Origin of the sequence: Mesorhizobium sp. B2-3-12, from assembly GCF_006442205.1 — a bacterium.
Taxonomy (GTDB): Bacteria; Pseudomonadota; Alphaproteobacteria; order Rhizobiales; family Rhizobiaceae; genus Mesorhizobium.
Window position 1 is genome coordinate 1 of the sequence record NZ_VFVR01000010.1, and the last position, 20,143, is coordinate 20,143.

Here is a 20,143-nt window from a genome sequence, read left to right on the forward strand (position 1 = left end):
AGCTGCGTGTCTTCCGTGACCGAGCCGGTCTGGACGCCCGAGGTGATCACCGGGCCGTCATTGGTGCCGTTGATGGTCACCGTCAGGCTGGAACTCGATGAGCCGCCATGATTGTCGGCGTTGGTGTAGGTGAAGACGTCGGTGACGCTGGCGCCTTCGGCCAACGCCTGCACCGAGGCCAGGGCGTTGTTGAGCGTGTAGGTGTAGGTGCCGTCGCTGTTGAGATGCAGCGTGCCATAAGTGCCGACGAGGTTGTTGCCGACATTGGCGGCCGAACCATTGACGGCGGTGACGCTGTGCGTGTCGCCAGCGTCGACATCGGTATCATTGGACAGCACGTTGCCGTTGACCGGATTGAGAGCGGTGTCCTCCTTCACCGAATTGGTGTCGGCAACCACGATCGGGGCATCATTGGTGCCGTTGATGGTGATAGTCAGGCTGGAGTTCGACGTGCCGCCATGGTTGTCGGCGTTGGTGTAGGTGAAGACGTCGGTGGCCGTGGCGCCTTGAGCCAGAGCCTGCACCGAGGCCAGGGCGTTGTTGAGCGTATAGGTGTAGGTGCCGTCGCTGTTGAGATGCAGCGTGCCATAAGTGCCGACGAGGTTGTTGCCGACATTAGCGGCCGAACCGTTGACGGCGGTGACGCTGTGGGTATCGCCAGTGTCGACATCGATGTCGTTGCTCAGCACATTGCCGCTGACCGGATTGGGCGCTGTGTCCTCTTTCACCGAATTGGTGTTAGCGACCGCGATTGGCGCATCATTGGTGCCGGTAATATTGACGACGATATTGTAGCTGGCGCTTCCGTCGGCCGACTTCACCGTCAGAGTGTCGGTGACATGCTGGCCCTGGGTCAGCGGGTCGGCGAGAGTCTGGTTAAGCGTATAGGCCCATACACCGGTTGTCGTATCGAAAGTGAAGGTGCCATAGGTGCCCTGCAGGCTGGGGGGAGCCTGGAAATGGTTCTGGCCGGCATCGGGGTCGGTGATGGACAGCTGTCCATGAGCGTTGGGATCGTTCAGCGTGCCATTGGCGACGCCGCCCGCTTCCACCACGGTGGTGTCCGCCCCCGGGATGGCCGTGATTATCGCGCCGTCATTGGTGCCCTGGATATTGACCGAGACGCTGGCCCAGCTCAGCGTTCCGTTGCCGAGTTTGATCGCATAGGTGAAAGTCTCGTTGATCTGGTCGCCCGCCCCCATGGCTTGCAGGCTCGCGAAGCCATGCGCCGCCAGGTATCCACTAAGGTCCATCTCGACCTTGCCGTTGTTGATGCGGATGGAAACCCCGCCGCCGATGCTTTCCCAGGCTGAAATGCCAGTAGCTTGGACGTCCTGGGTTGTCAGGTCGACGGGGGCGTACTGCTTCGTGGCCGTCGATGCGGAAATCCCGTCGTCGACCGAAAACAGGGACTTTGCGTTTCCACCCTGGTCGTTCGCCATCACGTCGAGAACTATGATGGTCTGGGACCCTGAAGCCAGGACTACGGTATCCTCAGTGTAGTTGAAAACGTCATCGTTCGCCTGCGGCGTGTTTGAAAACGACGCTGTAGTTCCACCTGCATCGGCGATTTTAGAAGCCATTTTCAACCCCCTGGTTATTAGAATGCAGACGCCCAACCATCTGCTTCATTGACAATCCTGAACGACCGGCTGCTTCCAGCCGTCATCCAGGCACGCCGTCGCGCTTAGAACGGCCGCCTAAGCCGGCCATTCAGGGCGGATATTGAATCGATGCTGGTGGACGGACGGCACTTGTCGTCGCGTTGCGTTTCCTACCCAATCACATCATCCACTCGTGTTTCTAGACCACGAATTTTAGATGCCCCTTATATTAGGAGATAATTAACTCTACTGGAGAGGAGCGTCAACGCCCAACTTGGCCGAACAGTTAATAGTTGAAAATAAGGGAGCCACAGCCGTCCGAATCGGGTCGTGAGATCGAACGAGCACACGCCGGAAACGCCGGCATACTGAAGTCCGGACCTTGACGAGCGCGCGGCCATGGGGCAATTGTCGACTAGTATACAACGGGGATGCCCGATGCCCGAAATCCTTGTCCGTGGCCCGCAGGCGCTGGAAGTCCGGCTAGCGGCGATGCCTGAACCCGGTCCGGGCGAGGTCGTGGTGCATGTCGGCAGGGCCGGCATCTGCGGCTCCGACATCCATATCTTGCATGGCTCCAACCCGTTCGCCGTCTATCCGCGCATCATCGGGCATGAGTTTGCGGGCACGGTGACGGCGCTGGGCGATGGCGTGAGCAGCTGTGCCATCGGCGATCATGTAGTAATCGACCCAGTCGTTTCCTGCGGCCACTGCTATCCCTGCCGCATCGGGCGCTCCAATGTCTGCGCCAACCTGGAGGTGATGGGCGTTCACCGCGACGGCGGGTTTCGCGACTATGTGGCGGTGCCGGCGAAAAATGCCGTCCCGGTCCCGGCCGACATGCCGTTCGGCCTGGCTGCCCTTGCCGAGCCTTTCTCGATCGCCGCCAATGTCCTCGACCGCACCGGCTGCGGGCCGGATGACACCGTGCTGATCTATGGCGCCGGTACGGTCGGCGTCACCGTGCTGCAGGTCGCCAAGCTGCTTGGCGCGCGCTGCATCGTCGCCGATATCGACGAAGCCCGCCTCGAGCGGGCGTTATGTTTTGGCGCGGACCGTGTGATCCATTCCGCCAGCGAGCCGGTGTCGGCGGCGATGCGCGCCGAAAATGACGGCCTCGGTCCGACGCTGGTCATCGACGGCGCCGGCATCCCCGCACTTCTGGACGAGGCCTGCCTGGTGGCCAGCCCGGCCGGTCGCATCGGCCTGCTGGGCTTCTCGAACGCGCCTTCCAATCTCAGCCAGCAGGAGGTGGTGCGCAAGGAACTGACCATCGTCGGCTCGCGCCTGAACCGCCGGCTGCTGCCGCGGGTCGTCGAATGGCTGGCCGAAAAGCGCCTCGACCCGCAAGGCATGGTCACGCAGGTCTTTGCCGCGCAGGATGCGCGCGCCGCTTTCGATCTGATCGAGAACGAGCCGCAGCGCACGCTGAAGGTGCAACTGCACTTTTCCTGAACCGGCTCAGCGCGCCTCGACCAAAGCCACCGCTCGCATCGGCGATCCGGTGCCGCCTTCGATCGGCAGCGGCAACGTGATCAGGAACGAACGCGGCGGCAGTTCGCCGAGCCGAGCAAAATTCTCGCCGATCAGAATCCCGGCCGAAAGCATCGCGTTGTGCGCCGGGAACTCATCGGTACCGAAGCTATCGACCGACAGGCAGTCCGACCCGACGATGCGCGCGCCGCGCTCGATCAAGAGATCGCAAGCCGCCCGCGACAGGCCGGGCCAGTCGGCCAGGAACGAGGCAGGGTCGGCGTCCCAGAACCGGTCCCAGCCGAAAGGAAGAAGACGGCGTCGCCGGCGCGGATAGGACCATGCTCGGCCTCGAAGGCGAGGATGCGCCGCGGGTCCACGGCTTGGCGCGGCCCGCAGTCGCGCGCATCGACCTTTGCCATGCGGCCGAAGAAGCGCTCGATGGGAATTTCGGCAATCGTCGCACCGCCGCGGATGAAATGTATCGGCGCATCGAAATGCGTGCCGGTATGCTCGCTCATCGCCAGCGCGTGGTTGCAGGCGGGATCGCCGCGGTCGTAGCTCTCGACCATCTCCTGGCAGTAGTGTGGATGCGTGGGCCACACCGGCATGCCGATTTTCAGGGGATGCGTGAGGTCGATGAAGGACACCGCCCTGGTGTCGAACAGTTGGGAAAGCGTGTCGCTCATCTTGCACTTGGCCTGGGCACGAGCGCCACGATCAGGATGATCAGCGCGCCGGTCAAAAGGAAGCGCACGCCCGCCTGTATGCCGAAGGTGTTGAGCATGGTGGACATCAGATTGAAGAACAGTGCCGCTCCCCATATGCCGATAGCATTGGCCTGTCCACCGGCAACGCTGGTGCCTCCAAGTACCACGACGGCGATCGATTCCAGCAGATACGTGTCGCCCATATTGAGCGCCGCGCCTCCACTGAAGCCAGCAAGCAGGAAACCGGCGAAGGCGGCCGCCGTGCCGCAGAGCATATAGGCAACGAGCCGCACACGGCCGACATGGATGCCGGCAAGCCGTGCCGCCGGCTCGCTCTGGCCCGTGGCGAGAAGCTGCCGTCCCCAGACGCTGCGCTTCAAGACAAGCATCGCCAGCAGCGTCAGCACCATCACCACCAGCGGCATGACCTGCACGCCGGCTATGCTCATCGCGGTGAAGCGGGAGAGCGCCGCCGGCGGCTTCAACGTCGTCTGGCCGCCGAGATTGAAAGCCAGCGACTGGAACACGAAACTCCAGGCAAGTGTGGCGATGATCGGCGGCAGCCTAAGCGCGGCAATCGCCAGGAAGTTCGCCGCGCCCGCAATGGCACCGACGACAAGTGCCGCGACGAGGCCAGGCAGCAGCATGCCGTCGGCGCCCTGCATCACCGACATCGACACATAGGCGGCCAAGGTCAGCACCGAAGGCACGGAGAGGTCGATATTGCCAGGCCCGGAAGCGACGACCAGCATTTGTCCAGTGCCGACGACGACGCTGAAGGCGGCAAAGGCCAGCGCCCCGGTCAGCGTCGCACCGGCACTTGCCAGGCCTGAATAGGCTGATGTGGCCATCCACATGGCCAACGCCACGATGAAGCCGTAGGTCCAGGGCGCGAGACTGAGCCTTCGGGTCATCGTGCGCTCTGGGAAAGCAGCACGCGGCCGGCGAGCACAAGGAACAGTATGCCGCCCTGGGCGCCGATCTGCCAGGTCGGCGGCACCTGCAGGAAGGACAGCAGCGAGCCGGCGAGCGACAGCGTCAGCGCGCCGGTCACCGTGCCGACCGGCGAGACGATGCCGCCGGTGAAGGCGCCGCCGCCGAGGATGACTGCGCCGACACCAAGCAGCGTATAGGCCGGCGCCACATTGGCATCGCCTGATGTCGTGAGGCCGGTCAGCGTCAGCCCCGCAAGGCAAGCGAGCAGGCCGGCCGCTCCATAGACGGCAACGCGAATGCCGGTGATCGACCAGCCGGCGCGCTCGACCGAGCGCGGATTGCCGCCGGCGCCGCGCAGCACCGCGCCATAGGACGAGCGCGTTATGACGAGGTGCCCGATCGCCGCGGCAATCAGCGCAAGCCAGATCGGCAACGGCATCAGCGGCGGCTGCCAGCTCATGAAGCCGGAGAGCCAGGCCGGCGCCAGGCCGCCAGGCGCTGGTAAAAGAATGACCGCCAGCCCAAGCCAAATGAAGGACATGCCGAGCGTCACGATGATCGACGGAAGTTGCCGGATATGGATGAGCAGCCCGAAGCCGGCATAGGCGGCCACCGCCGCGAGATAGGCGAGTATCGTCAACGCCGGCCAATCCTGCAGATAGAGCGCGGTGACGCAGGTGATCAGGCCGACAAAGGCGCCGTTGGAGAGGTCGATGTCGCCCAGCATGATCACCATCATCTGCGCCAGCGCGGCCAGGACCAGTGGCACGGACAGCTTGAACAAGAGGTTGAAGCCGAAATAACTCATCGCCGCTGGGCGGATCGAGAAGATGACGGCGAGCATCACCAAAAGCGCGATCGCCGGCAGACCGATCTGCAGGGCGCTGAGAAGGGAGCGGCGCCAGGCGGCGGGACGGGGGGCGTGCGGTGCCGCAATCTCAGCCATGCTCGCCTCCGAACGAGGCCTGCAGGATACGCCCTGTCTCGATGGCATCGCCTTCCAGCCGAGTCGTGGCTCGGCCTTCGCGGAAAACATAGATGCGTTCGCAATTGGTAAGCTCGTCCAGCTCGGTGGTGTACCAGATGAAGGAGCGTCCGTTCTCGGCTTCGGCATGGATCAGCCGGTAGACCTCTTGCTTGGTGCCGACATCGACGCCGCGCATCGGGTCGTCGAGGAAGACCATCTCGGCATCGGAAGCCAAGGCCCGTGCGAACAGAACCTTCTGCTGGTTGCCGCCGGACAGGGACAGGATCGGCGTGTCGATGGACGGCGCCTTGATCTTGAGCCTGGCGGACCAGGTCTCGGCGAGCTTGCGCGTCGCTTCGGAAGAGATCATGCCGCCGCGCTTCAACGCGGCAAGGCTGCGGATGGTCAGGTTGTCGGCGATCGACCAGAGCGAGAATACGCCCTCCGTGCCGCGGTCTCCGGCGACGTAGGCGCCGGGCGGCGCGGCCTTGCTCCGGCGCGCGGCATAGAACATTGCGCGCAGCCGCTCGCGCTGGCCGTGGCCGTCGAGCCCGGCAAAGCCGATGATCTCGCCCTTGCCGACTTCGATCGTCAGATCGCCGGCGTCGCGGCCTTCGTGTCGGACAATCGGGGGCCGCGCGATAGCCTTGCCGACGCTGCGTTCGCGTGGCCGCTCGATGCTGCCCATCAACTCGACAAGGGCCGAGTGCGACAGGCCCTTGGCGGGTCGATCGGCAACCATCTTGCCGTCGACCATGACAACGGCACGGTCGCAGACCGCGAGAATTTCGTTGAGGCGGTGGGTGATCAGGATGAGCGCGGTGTTGCGACTTGCCGCTCTGCCTATATAGGCGAGCAGTTGCTCCGTCGCCTCATGGCCGAGCGCCGAGGTCGGCTCGTCAAGGATGACGCAGCGCGGCCTGATGTCGGTCCCGGTGAAGGCGCGCGCGATCTCCACCATCTGCCTCTCGCCGATCGAAAGATCCGCCACCTTCCGGTCGAGATCGATGCCGTGCCCCGGAAATATTTCATCCAATACCGGGCCGATGACGGCGCGCGCCCGCTTGAGCCAGCCCGGCCCGCGCAACGGCTTGTGCACGATGCGCGTGTTCTCCGCCGCCGTCAGGTTGATGCATAGCGACAGTTCCTGGAAGACACAGCGCAAACCGGCCTGCTGGGCGGCTGCCGCGCTCCAGGCGTCGATCTCGCGTCCGTCAAGGCGAAACTCGCCGCTGCTGCGCGCGACGGTCCCTGCCAGCACGTTCATCAGCGTCGATTTGCCGGCGCCATTATGACCGACGAGGCCGACGACCTCGCCGGCCCTGAGGCTGAAATCCACGCCGCCCAGCGCGTTGACCGAGCCATAGTGTTTGCGAACGTCCAGCACTTCGATGATGGGACTGCCAGGATTTGCGGCTTCGGGCGGCGTGGGCGTCATGCTCCGCTCACTTCGGCGCCGGCACGCCCGGCAGCGCTTCCTTCTTGATGTTGGCGTCGATAATCCTGGCGACCAACTCCTGTGGGTATTCGGCGTTGACCACGCCGCCTTCGGGAACGGTCTTCAGCCAGGCGTCGAGGTCGGGCTGGTTGATCTGCAGCAGCGGCACTTCGACGAATTTCGGCACCTGCTTGCCGGCAAGAATCTGCTGCGCGACCCAGAAGGCGACCTGCGAGACGCTCGGCGTCGCGCCGAGCGAGAAGGTCTGGTAGCCGCTGGCGTCGTGCTCCTGCTTCCATAGCGCCAGTTCGTCCTGGCGGTTGCCCATGATGATGATCGGCAGCGGCCGATTGGCGGCCTTGAAGGCTTGCGCCGCACCATAGCCGTCGCCACCCTGCGTCAGGACGGCGTCGATCCGCGGCAACGAGGGCAGGATGCCCGACACCTCTTTCTGCGCCACGGTGGCTGTCCACTGACCGTAGACTTCGCCGACGCTCTTGTAGTTCGAATGGTCCTTCAGCGCCTTCGCCACGCCCTCATGCAGGCGCTTGTCGAAGCCGTCTCCGGCCATGCCGCGGATTTCGAGGATGTTTGCCGGCTTGTCGCCCAGCTTGCTGGAAATGAAATCGAGTTCGGCCTTGGCATAGGAATCGAGGTTGTAGTCGACGACATAGGCGCATGGTTCGGTGACGCCGCTGGCGAACGCGACCACGGTGATGCCGGCATTGCAGGCGTCCTTGATGGCTCCGTTGAGCGCGGTGTCTGAGCCGGCGAGTACGATAATGGCGTCATAGCCCTGCAGGATCATGTTCTCGATCTGCGCCGCCTGCTCGGTCACCGAATTGTTGGAGCTGACGACGGCGGTCGAGGCGATGAGCTTGTCGGCCGCCGCCTTGGCGCCGATCTCCTCGAAGCTCTTGATCATCACCTGCCGAAAGGAATTGCCGGCGTAGGAATTGCTGAAGGCGATCTTTTTGCCCGACGTGTCTGCCTTGGCGATGCCGTCGGCGGCGCCGGCGCCCGTCGTCGCGATGCTTGTGCATCCCATCATGGCCAGGACGAACAAGGCGGTGCGGGCTGTTTTGGTCCTTATCATTATCGTTTTCCTCCGGTTGACAGTCATAGCGTCCTCCCGCCGACCCTTTCGAACGAAATCGTCAGCCGAGCCCGAGATCAGGCACGGCTGCGTCCTTGTGGTCGGCGAAATCGGTGTTGGGCAAGAGCGGATACCAGCCGGGACGACCGGGATCGCGATCATAGGCATAGCCGCCGAGCGAGCGGTAGAGTTCGGCATAAGTCTCGAGCTTGTCCCGATCGAGCTCGACGCCGAGGCCGGGTTTGTCCGGCACGGGAAGCGCGCCGTCGCGGTAGCGCATCTTACCGCCGGCGATGATGTCGTCGGTCAGGTGGTGGTAATGCGCGTCGGCGGTGAAGACGAGGTTGGGAAGCACGGCGCCCAGATGCAGCATGGACGCAAGCTGGATGCCAAGCTCGCCTGACGAGTGCACCGCGATGCCGAGGCCGAACGTGTCGCAGGTCTGGGCGGCGCGCACGCAGGCGCGAATGCCACCCCAGAAAGTGGTGTCGAGCAGGATGACGTCGACCGCCGGGTCGCGCACATTGGTGGCGAGTTGCTCGAAGTCGATGACTATGGTGTTGGTGGCGAGCGGGATGGACAGCTTCTCGCGCAGCCGCCGCATGCCAGCCAGCCCCCAGGTTGGATCCTCGAAATAGTCGTTGTTGAGGTCGGAGATCGCCTGGCCGAAGCGCAGGGCCTGTTCGACCGAGAGCGCGGCGTTCGGATCGTAGCGCAACGTGTCGCCGGGAAACTCCGCCGCCAGCGCCCGGAAGCATTCGAGCTCGTAGTCTGGATGGAAGACGCCGGCCTTGAGCTTGTGGGCACGAAAGCCATGCTCGGCTTTCAGGGCACGGGCATGGTCGAGGAGTTGGTCGATCGTACGCACCTCGCCCTTGCCGGTTCGGCGGTCGGCATAGCGGAAGAAGAGGTAGGAGGCGAAGCCAACGCTGTCGCGCACCTTCCCGCCGAGCAACTGGTAGACCGGCACGCCGAGTTTTTGGCCGATGATGTCGAGGCAGGCGAATTCCAGCGCGGCGTGCAACTGGGTGCGGTTGTTGTAGAGCGACGCCGTCGGGTTGCAGATGGCGTAGCGCATCCGGTTGAGATCGAACGGATCGTGGCCGATGAGATACGATTTCAGGCCGGCGAAAGCCGCTTCCGCGCTTGCGCCGCCACCGCCCATTTCGCCCAGGCCGGTGATGCCTTCGTCGGTCTCGACCTCGACCACGGTGCGCACGAAACGGCCCCAATGCGTGCCGTTGCTATGCCGGAGTGCCGCTTCCAGCGGCACGGTGACCGTGGTCGCCCTGATGTTCGTGATCTTCATGCAGGCCCCTGACTCATCAGACAGGGATGTGATACACACTACCATGGTAGTGTGTCAATCATGAGTGAATTGCCCTTTACCGCTTGAGTTGCGCCGCTGGCGGTGTCATGCCTGAGCGGGGCGATGACAATCAGCGGCAGGACCTGCCATGGCAAGCAAGCTTTTGATGGAGAAGGGGCTTTCGGACGTCGGCCGCGGCAAGGGCGCTGGCCAGCGCGAGCCCTCGCGCGCGCTGGAGCCGGTCAACAACCGCATGCCGATCTCGCCACAGATTTACGAGCGGCTGCGCCGCGCCATCACCACGCTGGTCATGCTGCCGTCGGAAGCGCTAAGCGAACAGGATTTGGCCCAGCAGCTCGGCGTCAGCCGCACGCCGGTGCGCGAGGCGCTGATCCGTTTGGCCGACGAAGGGTTGATCGACATCCTGCCGCAGCGCGGTAGCTTCGTGGCGCCGATCCGGCTGAGCGATGTCGAGGAAGCGCAATTCATCCGCGAGGCGCTGGAGGTTTCCGTCGTGCAGAGGCTCGCCGGCCACGCTTCGCAGGCCTTCATCGCCTCGGTCAGGGCCAATCTCGAAATGCAGCGGAAAGCGGTGGCCGAGGGCGATCGCGAGCTGTTCCTGGAGCTCGACGAGGCATTTCATCGCCGCCTCTGCGAAGAGGCGGGCCTGCCCAGAAGCTGGCGCGTCATCCAGGTGGTCAAGCTGCAGATGGACCGCGTGCGCTATCTCAGTTTGCCCGAGCCCGGGCATCTCGAGACGCTGCTAGCCCAGCATGTGGAAATCTTCGAAGCGCTGGAGGCTGGCGAAGCCAAGCAGGCCGGCGCCCGTATGACGGCGCATCTGCGCGAAGTGTTACGCACCGTGCAGAGGCTCAACCTGGCGCGGCCTGATTTTTTTGGACGATAACCGGGGCGGGCCTTGAGGTATCGCCGTTATAGCGGTTCAGCGTTTGACGGAATCGCCGACCCGCTCTAACTCTTTGTTTTCACGCAATTCCGGACAGAAAACCGTTACACACTTTTCCTGGATTGCTCTAGGCTTCAGTTCGATTTGGCGTCGAATTCGACCTTGCATCGCTGGCCGGCGAGCAAACGGTTGCCGGCATTGGGCAGCATAATGCGTACGCCGAACATCCTGCTGGCCGCGTCCAACACCCGGTCGATCACCTGGACCGTGCCGACATGGACTTCATCGCGCGGCTCGCTGACGGTCACCCGGACGGAGAGGCCAACACTGAACTTGCGTACTCGCTGTCGGCGACGAAGCCATCGATTCAGAGAGGTAGGCCGATGCACCTTTCAACTCGGTGAGCGGATCGACGACGATCGCATATGGCGCAGGCGCCTCTAGTGCAGCGCAAGGCAGCCCAGTCTGCTTGCACCAACCATCGGGACCAATCGGGCTATTTTTTGCGCTTTTTGGCCTTCCGACAGGGCGTGTCCGTCGTCTCGAAAAGCACCGTCACTGCTCCAACCAGGACATTTTTTCACGGCGCTTAGGGCAACTGGCTATGCACGCGCCTCTTCAGTGAGGAGGCCGAGCGAGCATCATGAGATCACCGGCGTTTTTCTGATCGGCAAGCGTCCAGAGCCTGTCTGCAAGTGCATCCGCGGCAAGTGTCGGGCAACCGTATCGCGCCAGGGTGACAAATTTCTCCCGCAGCGCTTTGTCCGACATAGGCCGAGCGAGACTGCCAGTGGCAACTTCTTCGACCACGACCACAGAAGAGCCATCCGCGTATCGGATCGAAACATGCGCGGCTTCGACCGGCGAGCCGGCATCAATCTGAACAGGGCCGACCTTGGCACGAAGAGCCTTGATCTGGGGATCGTTCACCGCGGCATCACTGAATTCTTCGGCACCAGCATGACCACGCAGCAGACTGACGGCCACGGCATGCTGGGCGCTGACCTGCGCCTCGCGCCCCGTGGTGACTTCGGGCCGGTCGGCGCGGGCCTTGAGCAAGGGGGCACCGCGCACGACGATTTCTGCAATCTGGCCGGTGGAGAAATTGAGGTTGCCACGAGCAGCCAGGCAGGCATCGATCACAGGATTCAGCACCACGCCACAGGGATAAGGCTTGAACATATTGCGCAGAATTTCCCAATCCCTTCCCCACCCTTCTTCGATCCGTTCGGGCTTTGGGTGGTCGGAGCAGACTTTGAGAAAACCGCGCGGTCCTTCGAGCGGTTGCGGCGGCCCTTCGACCCCACACCGCGCCATCAGGGCCGAGACGAGACCGCCGCGCGCCGCATTGCCGACGCCGGTGCTCTTGGCCATGAAACCGAGGGTCTCGACGAGACCTGAAGCTTGTGCCGAGGCATTGCCGAGTGCCCAGAGTACCTCGTCCTCGCCAAGATCGAGGAGCTTCGCGGCGGCCACGGCGGCGCCGAAGATCCCGCATGTGGATGTGATGTGCCAGCCGCGGTCGTAGTGGCCGGGCGAAACTGCGTCGCCGATGCGGCAGGCGACCTCCGCTCCAAGAGTAAAGGCATGAAGGAGTTGCGCACCACTGACCGGGCGCGTTTCCGCGAGTGCCAGCACGACGGGCAGGACGGGCGCGGTGGGATGGATGATCGTCCCCGCATGGGTGTCGTCGAAATCGAAGACATTTATCGCCGCGGCGTTCAGGAACGCGGCCGTCAACGCGTCCCGCCGCTGGCTATGGCCGATGACGGTCGCGGTCTCGCCGGCCGAAAAAGGCGCGAGGCTTTTGGTCAGCCGCAGCACCGCCTGATCTGACGAGCCACCAAGAGCCGTTCCAAAGCCGTTGAAGACGGCCTTCATCGCATGCACGCGCACCGGCTCCGGGACGTCGTCCCAGCGAGAGTGATGCACGAAAGCCGCGAGCCGACGCGAAAGGCCCGCGGAAGGCTGTAGAATATTGGCGGTCATGAGCCGTGTCTCCGATGCGACGCCAGGGGTCAGCCCCTCGCCTTCGCACCGGCGACCGTAACGCCGGCCCAACCCTCTATCGGCTTGATGATTTCGGTAAGGTCCGCATCCGCGCCGAGATCGCTCTTTGCCACCGTCAGCAGTTGCCGTACCGCGCCGCCCACGATCATGGGCACGCCGAGCGCATCGCTTTCCTCGAGGCAGAGACGGATATCCTTTGCCGACAGACCGATCGAAAAGCCGAAATCGAAGCCGCGCGTCAGGACGAATTTCGGAATCTTGGTCATCGTCGCATTGGAGCTTCCGCTGCCCGAATTGATCACCTCGATCAGTATATCGGGATCGAGCCCGGCCTTGGTGGCGAGCACCAGCGCCTCGGAGGCAATGGACAGCGCCGTGACGGACATCAGATTGTTGATCACCTTCATCATCTGCCCCATGCCCGGCTCGGCGCCGACATGGATCGGCTTGCCGAGCGTCTCCAGGATCGGTCGCACCGTCTCCATCGTCGACACGTCGCAGGCGACCATCATGGCGAGCGTGCCCTTCTCGGCGCCGCCGACGCCGCCGCTTACCGGACAGTCAACCGTCGTGATGCCAGCGGCCCTCAAGCCTTCGGCCACCTGCCGCTCGGTGCGCGGGCCGGTGGTCGACAGGTCGATGACGATCTTCGCGCCCTTGCCCGAGACAAGCCCATTGGACCCAAGCGCCACGGCATGCACGATCTCTGGCGTGGGAAGCGACAAGAGGATCACATCGGACAGGCCCATCAGCTCCGCCGGGGTCTTGGCCCTTCCCGCGCCCTCTCTCGTCAACGCCGAGACGACAGCGTCGTTGGTGTCATAGACGCTTACCGTGTAGCCGGCCGCGGCAAGCCGCTTCACCATCGGCATTCCCATGCGTCCAATACCGGCAAAACCCAGTTTAAGGTTGGTCATCGTGATCTCCGCTTTGTAGGTTTGGTGCAGCTCGTGTCCGCGCTCAGGGCGCTCCCGCAATCGGATCGAGGTCCAGGCGCACGATATCGTCGACCCCTGGCAATGTGGCCGGATAGCGCGTCAGGACGAGCGGGTCGTGGCCGGGGATGATATGTTTCGGCGAACTCGCTAGCCTGCGCATCGTGGCGTAGCCCTCCAGCATGTCGGTAGCGCTCTCCAGCACCGGAAAGGGTCGGTTCTGCTCGAAATTGGCGTAGAAGTGCGAAGCATCGGAGCCTAGCACCACCCAGCCGCGCGCCGTCTTCACCCGGACCACCTGCAATCCCTTCGAGTGGCCGCCGACGCGATGCACCGTGAGGTTCGGGGCGATCTGGCTGACCCCATCGTGGAAGGTCACCCGCCCGGCGAAGAGCTTGGCGACCATGCTCGCCACGTCCTCATATGCGAAAGGGTGGCGTAGATAGTCGTGGCACATGCAACGCCCGGTGCAATAAGCCATCTCCACGTCCTGGACGTGATAGCGGGCATTCGGAAACAGGTCGTGGTTGCCCGCATGATCGAAATGCATATGCGACAGGATGACGTCCTCGACCTTGTCAGGTTCGATCCCGATCATCTTCAGACCCTCGCTGACCGGCCGCAGCAGATGCCGTTGCCGTATCCGCGCCACCTTGGCGTCAAAGCCGGTGTCGAAGACGAAGGTCCGCGTCTTGCCGACAATGGCCCAGACAAAATAGTCGAGAGGCATCGGACCATCATGCGGATCGCCGCCGATGAAATTCGCGGCTGCATTGCGGTCGTGGTGACCGTAGCGAACGGCGTAGAGTTCGTAGATATCATCCATGTGTGGCTCCTTTCGCCGCCAGGCCGCCGTGGTGCCGGATCACGTCGATCCGGATCCGATCAGCTGGCAAGCCATCCTCCCTCGACCGGAAGCATGGCTCCGGTCATGTCCCGGCCGATCGGCCCACAGAGAAAAGCCAGAAGATCGGAAACGCTCCGCGGCGAGACGAAGCTGCCGCCAGGCTGCTTGCCCTCCAGAAACAGGCGCTCTGCCGCACCGCGGTCAATGCCTCGATCCGCCATCAATTCTTCCACCCGGCTTTCTGTGCCGGGTGTCAGGACCGAACCCGGACAGAGACTGTGGCAAGTGACATCGACGTCCAGGTTCTCCAGGGCCACGGCTCGGGTCAGGCCCAGGATAGCCGATTTCGTCGTCACATAGCCGACGCGGCCTGCCGTGCCGCGCATGCCATAGACAGAGGTTATATTGAAGATGCGACCGAAGTTCTGCGCCCGCATCCGTGGCAGCAACAACCGGACGGCATGAAAAATGGCCGAGAGGTTCACGGCCAGCGCCAGATCCCATTGTTCTGGCGGAAACTCCGTGATCGAGGCAAAGTGCCTTACGACCGCGTTGTTGATCAGAATATCGACTCCGCCGAGTTCGGCATTGGCGGCCGCAACAAGCGACTCCACGCCCGCGGGCGTGGCCAGATCGGCCCTGTGATAGGCAATCCGCGCGCCAGTCCTGCGGACAAGTGCTTCACGCTGCGGCTCAACCGCCTCGGGCGCTTCAAGCCCATGCAGCATGACACTGCAGCCGGCCTCGGCAAGCCGGGCGGCGATCGCCTGCCCCAACCCCGCGGTGGAACCGGTGATCAGCGCGCGGCGTCCGCCCAAGGCCGTTGCCGGGACAGGAAGCGCCGGCGGTGGCGTCTCCTCCACGTTCATACCCTGCTCCGCTGGTTTGTGAGCATCATCAACGTCCTCGTCCTTGGCCGAATACAGGGCTATGCGGCGATTTTAATCTGTTACCGGTAACAGATTTCGAGTTTAGAACAGCGATGCCAGCGATGCAACGGGTGATACCGTATATCTGAAGTCAGGTGCTTTCGCGCTGGATCAATTCGAATTTCAGATCGATCACGCTGCCGCGCAGATGCTCGGCGCCGTCGATGATTCGACTCAGCAGGATGCGTGCCGTCCGTTCGCCGATGTCATACCGCGGCAGCCTCAGCGTGCTGACCGATGGGCTGACGTGACGCAGAAGGTCCACGTCGTCGAAGCTTGCCAGAGCGATCCGGCCCGGGACCGGCCAACCGCGCTTCTGACATTCGAAGAGGGCGCCGACGGCCAGCACGTCGCCGGCGCAAAACAGCGCGTCGACTTCCGGCACGCTCTGCACAACGCGTGCCATGACTTCCGCCCCCGCGGCGAGACCTCGCTCGGTCTCCAGTACGATGCGGGGGTCGGGATCGAGCCCAAGCTGGTTCAACGCGGCATGATAGCCTTGCAGCCGATCCTGCGATCGGTCGTTGTGCACCGAGTAAAGACTGGCGAAAGCAATCTTGCGGTATCCAAGCCGGCCGAGATGCATCGTCATCGCATAGGACGCCTCGCGGTTGGAAAAACTGACCACCATATCCAGTGGTTCTTCCGGTATATTGCCGTTCTCGACCACGGGTATGCCTGATTTCCGGATCTTCTCCGCCGCTTGCGGTGTATGCTCGGTGCTGTGCAGGACCAGGCCGCTCACCCGCTGACTGAGGAAGATCGTTATCAGTTCTTCCTCCTCGTTGGGGTCATAGCCAGACTCGGCGATCATCAGCTGAAAGCCGGAGCGTTTGAGCACTTCCGACAGGCCCTTGACCGTCTGCGTATAGATCGAGTTGTCGATGCTCGGCACGATGAGGCCGATCGTCGTGGACCTGTTTGAAGAGAGGCTGCCGGCCAGATGGTTCGGTAAATAGCCGATCTCGCGAACCGCCCGAAGCACCCTTTCGCGCATCTCCTCGGAGACTTTTCCGGGCTCATTCAGCGCTCTTGAAACGGTCATGGTGGAGACGCCGGCGCGAGCGGCGACGTCGCGCATCCTGGCGCTGCCAGTCTGCGGGTTTCCGTCTCCAGATAGTCTTTTCGGCATTCCTGTCACAGTCCGACGTGGTGGCGGAAATCAAACCATTGCACGGACACACAAACAAGCCTTCGCGGGAGAATACCGTGCAATTTTGTTGTTACCGCTACCAAAACCGAGTATTGGCTGACAGGATTTGCGCATTCGGGACGCTGCAGGGATCGCGATGGACAAAAAAGCGGACAGCCAAGCGGACCAGGCGGTGCTGCGCTATGTGGAGACCACCCGGCCGGTGCAGCAGCTGATCAGCCAGACACTGACGCAGGTCGGGGGTTATGCACTGCTGCTGATGATCTCACGCAGCCGCGCGGCGCTCGCTGAAGGCGCGCTCGCCAGCGCACGCGAAGCAGCGATGCGGGCATCCGAGGAGGTGCGCGCACTTGTGGCTCCAGACATCGCCACGCATCATCATCATCACCTGCGTGGCGCCGCCGAAACGCTCCTCCAGGCCTGTGTCGCGGCATTGGCTTACAGCCGCATCGACGCCTCCGAGCAAGGCGACGCACTCGTGCGGACATTGCGGGCGTCAAGCGACCACCTTCGAACGACGGCCCATCTGTTGCCAGGCTTCGAACTTGTCGATTTCGGGCAGGCCTGCTGCGCGACACACGCGCCGAAGCGCTTGCCGCAGGACGTCACTTAGACCAATGGCACAGGGAGGAAGATATGGCGGATTACTCGATTTGGGTGCTCGAATACGCGGCGGTGGAGAAGTTCCCTTTCAGCGTGATGATGTACGGCCCCCAACACCAAGGCACGCGCAAGCTGCCCTATGCCTATGTGTTGCTCAAGGGAAAGGGCGAGACGATCCTGATCGACACCGGCTACGATCACGTTGCCTATGGCGAACAATTGGCGACCGCCTATGGGGTTTCGAACTATCACGGCCCACGTGAAGTTCTGGCATCGTGCGGCGTCAGGCCAGAAGACGTGACCAGCGTCTTCATTACCCACGCTCATTTCGATCATATGGGAGCCATCCATCTGTTCCCAAAGGCAAAATTCTATGTTCAGAAGAGCGAACTGGACAAGTGGGTCTGGGCTCTGACCTTGAGCCCGGAATATCGTTTCCTGACCGGCGGCGGCGATCCGGCCGACATCGTGCGCGCCGTCGAGGCGGCGAAGGAAGGCCGGATGATCTGCATCGACGGCGACCAGGAAGATGTCCTGCCGGGCATCGACGTCCATCTGGCCGCGGATACCCATACCTACGGCAGCATGTACGTTACCGTCCGCAACGACGGCGCCAAGGATGGCGAGGACAAGTGGATCTTCGCGGGCGACCTCATCTACACATACGACAACCTGACCGGCCTTGATCCTGAAGCGCCGCAGATCGTGCCGATTGGCCTCGCCGTCGGAAGCCAGCACAATTTGATATTCGCCAGCGCGCAAATGCTGAAGTCGGTGGGTGGCGAGGTGCGGCGGGTGATTCCCGTCCACGAGGATCGGCTGCGCACCACATTTCCTTCGCGGCTCACAGACAGGGGCTTGCAGGTGGTGGAGATCGCGCTTGCAAGGGGCGAGGAAAGTCGGGTCGGCTGAGCCAAGGCGGGCGGGCGCGCAGGCGCCCCGCCCAAATGGGACCAACCCACCGGCGAGGCCGGATTGCCAATGGCCTCGGAGGCGGCGGTCCGCGTGGCGGATTTTCAACTCCGAAGCTGGATGATATCCGGCACCGTTGCCTGGCTGTTCAAAGTTGATCCGCGCCAGCGACGAAGCCGCCGCCATCGATCACGATCGCCTGGCCGGTGATGAACGAGGCTGCATCCGATGCGAGGAACAGCACAAGCTGGGCTATCTCCGATGGATCGCTGATACGCCCCATGGGAATCATCGGCAGAACGGTATCTTTCGCGCTCTGCTCGCTGCCGAACATGCCGCTCAACAGCGGCGTCATGACCGAGCCGGGCGCGATGGCGTTGACGCGGATGTTCTTGCGCGCCACTTCCAGCGCCACCGAATTGGTCAGCCCGATCACGCCCCACTTGCTTGCGCAGTAGACGGCGGTGGTGGCGAAACCCATGACACCGAACAGCGAAGACGTGTTGACGATCGCGCCTCCGCCCTTCGCCGTCATATGCGGGACCTGATGTCTTAGCCCGTTGAAAATCCCACGCAAATTGACGTCCATCAGGAAATCATAGTCCGCGTCGTCGAGTTCGTGCACCGGCGCCGTCTTGCCCGGCACCCCCGCATTGTTGAAGGCGACATCGATCCTGCCGAAACGGTCGAAGGCCTTCTGGTGCAGCATGGCCATCGCCTTGCTGTCGCGCACATCGGTTTCCAAGAACTCGATCTCGACACCCAGCGGCCTCACCTCCTCCTTGAGGCTCTCTCCAAATTTGGCGCCTATCCCGGAAACATAGAGATTGGCCCCCGCCCGGGCGAAGGCCAGCGCGGTGGCGCGGCCAATACCAGTCGTGCCACCGATCAAGATGACGTTCTTGCCGGAAAAATCGTACTTCACTTGCATGGTTGGTCCTCCTATAGCCGCGACCGCAGATACTCGCGGCAAAATTCAGCTATGCCCTCGCCATCCATAGCCTTGACGTGATACCGCTAACAAGCGAAAATAAGCAAAGACGGAAGGAAGGCGATAGGGGCTGTTGGTTTTTGGGTAAAAAGCTGGTTTTCTGGCGATTTATGGCTCCCGCTGGCCACCCTTCCGAGTGAAATTTATGATACCGCTATCAAATACGAGTGACCAACTCTGAGCAAAAACCGTAGGACGTGATCTTTTGGCGCTGCTCGAAACTGGATGGGTTTACCGCTACCAGGCTCTTTTTGGCCGGAGTGGTGGTCTTTGAAATCCGAGGCCAGGCGAATTCGCTGAAACCTCGCGGGAGGAAGGCGCCGGCCCCGTCGTGGGGACGGTTGGACAGGGAGAGGAGGATTTCCCAAATGTATAAGATACTGCTTGCCGCTCTGACGGCCAGTGCCATGATGGTCGCCACCGTCGCTGAGGCGAAGACGCTCGGCATCGTTGCACTTCTGGCCAACGATGCCCTCAACATAGCCGTCATTGGCGGTGCCACCGAGGCCGCCAAGGCCGCTGGCTGGGACGTCAAGGTGACTGATACCCAGGCAAGCGCCGACCAGGCCAATGCCGCGATGAATTCCTTCGCCGCGCAAAAAGTCGACGCGATCTTCGTGCTTGCCTTTGCCAGCAGTTCCATTGGCTCCGGTCTCTCCGCGGCGCGCGACGCAGGCATTCCCGTCGCCACGTGGGGCGGCGAGATCGTTCCCGGCATCGTGGTGACGACGAGCGGTCGCCAGGTCGGCGACGATTCGGTGAAATTCCTGACCGACAAGGTCGGCGAGAAGGCCGACGTCCTGGCAATGACCTTCCACCCCGGAAAGCTCTGCATCGACCGCGGCATTGCCTTCGACGAGGGCGTGAAGGGCAAGGCCGACGTCAAGGTCGACTACAGCGAAGTGACGGCACCCGGACAGGTCCAGTTCGGCAACGCTACCGCCGCCGCATGGCTCACCGCGCATCCCGCTGGCGGGGACAAGCCACTGGCCATCTGGGCCTGTTGGGACGAGCCGATGCAAGGGGCCGTCGCGGCGATGCGCCAGGCCGGGCGAACCGACGTCACCACCGTCTCCATCAACGGCAGCCCGCAAGCGCTGCAACTGGTCAAGGAAGGAGACCTGACGGCGACCGTCTGGCAGCCGGCCTTCCAAGAAGGCAAGGAAGTGTTCCAGGCGGTGCTCGACTCGATCAAGGCCGGCGCTTCCTGGCAGCCGAAGGATATCCAGATCCCCGGTATCGTGGTCACCAAGGACAATGTCGACAAGTTCATGGCCGACCATCCCAATGGAATGTGAGACCAGTTCGCGGTACTTGGCGGAG

General features: G+C 62.9%; 20 protein-coding genes. 5 read left to right on the top strand and 15 right to left on the bottom strand.

Annotation, left to right across the window (positions count from 1 at the left end; translation table 11 throughout):
* On the bottom strand, nucleotides 1-1,442 hold a 1,442-nt coding region (locus FJ948_RS24735), incomplete at its 3' end, for a VCBS domain-containing protein (protein WP_181173806.1).
* Between the two features lie 600 nt (nucleotides 1,443-2,042).
* On the opposite strand from FJ948_RS24735, the gene FJ948_RS24740 reads away from it, so the two are divergent.
* Nucleotides 2,043-3,059 carry a Zn-dependent oxidoreductase gene (locus tag FJ948_RS24740; RefSeq protein ID WP_140709120.1) on the top strand — a complete coding sequence of 339 codons (1,017 nt, stop codon included), beginning with the start codon at nucleotides 2,043-2,045 and terminating at the stop codon, nucleotides 3,057-3,059.
* A gap of 6 nt (nucleotides 3,060-3,065) precedes the next feature.
* Here the strand turns inward: FJ948_RS24740 and FJ948_RS30760 are convergent, their stop codons facing one another.
* The 7 genes from FJ948_RS30760 to FJ948_RS24770 all read right to left on the bottom strand — a co-directional run bounded on the left by FJ948_RS30760 (nucleotide 3,066) and on the right by FJ948_RS24770 (nucleotide 9,533).
* The gene (locus tag FJ948_RS30760) at nucleotides 3,066-3,299 is read right to left on the bottom strand and encodes a hypothetical protein (RefSeq protein WP_246677611.1); all 234 of its coding nucleotides are present in this window, start codon (nucleotides 3,297-3,299) and stop codon (nucleotides 3,066-3,068) included.
* The gene (locus FJ948_RS30765) at nucleotides 3,296-3,766 is read right to left on the bottom strand and encodes a cyclase family protein (protein ID WP_246677612.1); all 471 of its coding nucleotides are present in this window, start codon (nucleotides 3,764-3,766) and stop codon (nucleotides 3,296-3,298) included. The genes FJ948_RS30760 and FJ948_RS30765 overlap by 4 nt, the downstream gene beginning before the upstream one ends.
* Complete coding sequence (locus FJ948_RS24750; protein ID WP_140709124.1) at nucleotides 3,763-4,701, bottom strand: ABC transporter permease; 939 nt, start codon at nucleotides 4,699-4,701, stop codon at nucleotides 3,763-3,765. The genes FJ948_RS30765 and FJ948_RS24750 overlap by 4 nt, the downstream gene beginning before the upstream one ends.
* A complete protein-coding gene (locus tag FJ948_RS24755; RefSeq protein WP_246677622.1) occupies nucleotides 4,698-5,567 on the bottom strand; it encodes an ABC transporter permease in 870 nt (289 codons plus the stop codon). Before FJ948_RS24755 ends, FJ948_RS24750 begins: the two co-directional genes overlap by 4 nt.
* A 94-nt stretch (nucleotides 5,568-5,661) precedes the next feature.
* On the bottom strand, nucleotides 5,662-7,128 hold the full coding sequence (locus tag FJ948_RS24760; RefSeq protein ID WP_140709128.1) for a sugar ABC transporter ATP-binding protein: 1,467 nt from the start codon (nucleotides 7,126-7,128) through the stop codon (nucleotides 5,662-5,664).
* 7 nt (nucleotides 7,129-7,135) lie between these two features.
* On the bottom strand, nucleotides 7,136-8,224 hold the full coding sequence (locus FJ948_RS24765; RefSeq protein WP_140709130.1) for an ABC transporter substrate-binding protein: 1,089 nt from the start codon (nucleotides 8,222-8,224) through the stop codon (nucleotides 7,136-7,138).
* Between the two features lie 61 nt (nucleotides 8,225-8,285).
* The gene (locus FJ948_RS24770) at nucleotides 8,286-9,533 is read right to left on the bottom strand and encodes an enolase C-terminal domain-like protein (protein ID WP_140709132.1); all 1,248 of its coding nucleotides are present in this window, start codon (nucleotides 9,531-9,533) and stop codon (nucleotides 8,286-8,288) included.
* A 148-nt stretch (nucleotides 9,534-9,681) separates the two neighbouring features.
* On the opposite strand from FJ948_RS24770, the gene FJ948_RS24775 reads away from it, so the two are divergent.
* Nucleotides 9,682-10,440, top strand: coding sequence for a GntR family transcriptional regulator (locus FJ948_RS24775; RefSeq protein ID WP_246677613.1), 759 nt, complete (start codon nucleotides 9,682-9,684; stop codon nucleotides 10,438-10,440).
* A gap of 134 nt (nucleotides 10,441-10,574) precedes the next feature.
* Here the strand turns inward: FJ948_RS24775 and FJ948_RS30395 are convergent, their stop codons facing one another.
* The 6 genes from FJ948_RS30395 to FJ948_RS24805 form a co-directional block, all read right to left on the bottom strand.
* Nucleotides 10,575-10,748, bottom strand: a complete 174-nt coding sequence (locus FJ948_RS30395; RefSeq protein WP_181173808.1) for a hypothetical protein — start codon at nucleotides 10,746-10,748, stop codon at nucleotides 10,575-10,577.
* Between the two features lie 310 nt (nucleotides 10,749-11,058).
* Nucleotides 11,059-12,429, bottom strand: coding sequence for an MmgE/PrpD family protein (locus FJ948_RS24785; RefSeq protein WP_140709135.1), 1,371 nt, complete (start codon nucleotides 12,427-12,429; stop codon nucleotides 11,059-11,061).
* A 29-nt stretch (nucleotides 12,430-12,458) separates the two neighbouring features.
* Nucleotides 12,459-13,427: an NAD(P)-dependent oxidoreductase gene (locus FJ948_RS24790; RefSeq protein WP_281405376.1), complete on the bottom strand. Its 969-nt coding sequence runs from the start codon at nucleotides 13,425-13,427 to the stop codon at nucleotides 12,459-12,461.
* Nucleotides 13,411-14,211, bottom strand: coding sequence for an N-acyl homoserine lactonase family protein (locus tag FJ948_RS24795; RefSeq protein WP_140709139.1), 801 nt, complete (start codon nucleotides 14,209-14,211; stop codon nucleotides 13,411-13,413). The genes FJ948_RS24790 and FJ948_RS24795 overlap by 17 nt, the downstream gene beginning before the upstream one ends.
* Before the next feature lie 59 nt (nucleotides 14,212-14,270).
* On the bottom strand, nucleotides 14,271-15,101 hold the full coding sequence (locus FJ948_RS24800; protein WP_140709141.1) for an SDR family NAD(P)-dependent oxidoreductase: 831 nt from the start codon (nucleotides 15,099-15,101) through the stop codon (nucleotides 14,271-14,273).
* Between the two features lie 151 nt (nucleotides 15,102-15,252).
* A complete protein-coding gene (locus tag FJ948_RS24805; protein ID WP_210242287.1) occupies nucleotides 15,253-16,242 on the bottom strand; it encodes a LacI family DNA-binding transcriptional regulator in 990 nt (329 codons plus the stop codon).
* A gap of 208 nt (nucleotides 16,243-16,450) precedes the next feature.
* Here FJ948_RS24805 and FJ948_RS24810 point away from each other — a divergent pair, with 208 nt between their 5' ends.
* Together FJ948_RS24810 and FJ948_RS24815 are read left to right on the top strand one after the other, a co-directional pair.
* The gene (locus FJ948_RS24810; RefSeq protein WP_140709145.1) at nucleotides 16,451-16,927 is read left to right on the top strand and encodes a hypothetical protein; all 477 of its coding nucleotides are present in this window, start codon (nucleotides 16,451-16,453) and stop codon (nucleotides 16,925-16,927) included.
* Nucleotides 16,928-16,950: 23 nt separating this feature from the next.
* Nucleotides 16,951-17,829 (top strand): N-acyl homoserine lactonase family protein, encoded by an 879-nt coding sequence (locus FJ948_RS24815; RefSeq protein ID WP_140709147.1) that lies wholly within the window; start codon nucleotides 16,951-16,953, stop codon nucleotides 17,827-17,829.
* Between the two features lie 148 nt (nucleotides 17,830-17,977).
* Here the strand turns inward: FJ948_RS24815 and FJ948_RS24820 are convergent, their stop codons facing one another.
* Nucleotides 17,978-18,760: an SDR family NAD(P)-dependent oxidoreductase gene (locus tag FJ948_RS24820; protein ID WP_140709149.1), complete on the bottom strand. Its 783-nt coding sequence runs from the start codon at nucleotides 18,758-18,760 to the stop codon at nucleotides 17,978-17,980.
* A 428-nt stretch (nucleotides 18,761-19,188) separates the two neighbouring features.
* Between FJ948_RS24820 and FJ948_RS24825 the strand changes: the two genes are divergently transcribed.
* Nucleotides 19,189-20,118, top strand: coding sequence for a sugar ABC transporter substrate-binding protein (locus tag FJ948_RS24825; protein ID WP_140709151.1), 930 nt, complete (start codon nucleotides 19,189-19,191; stop codon nucleotides 20,116-20,118).
* The last annotated feature ends 25 nt before the right edge of the window (nucleotides 20,119-20,143 follow it).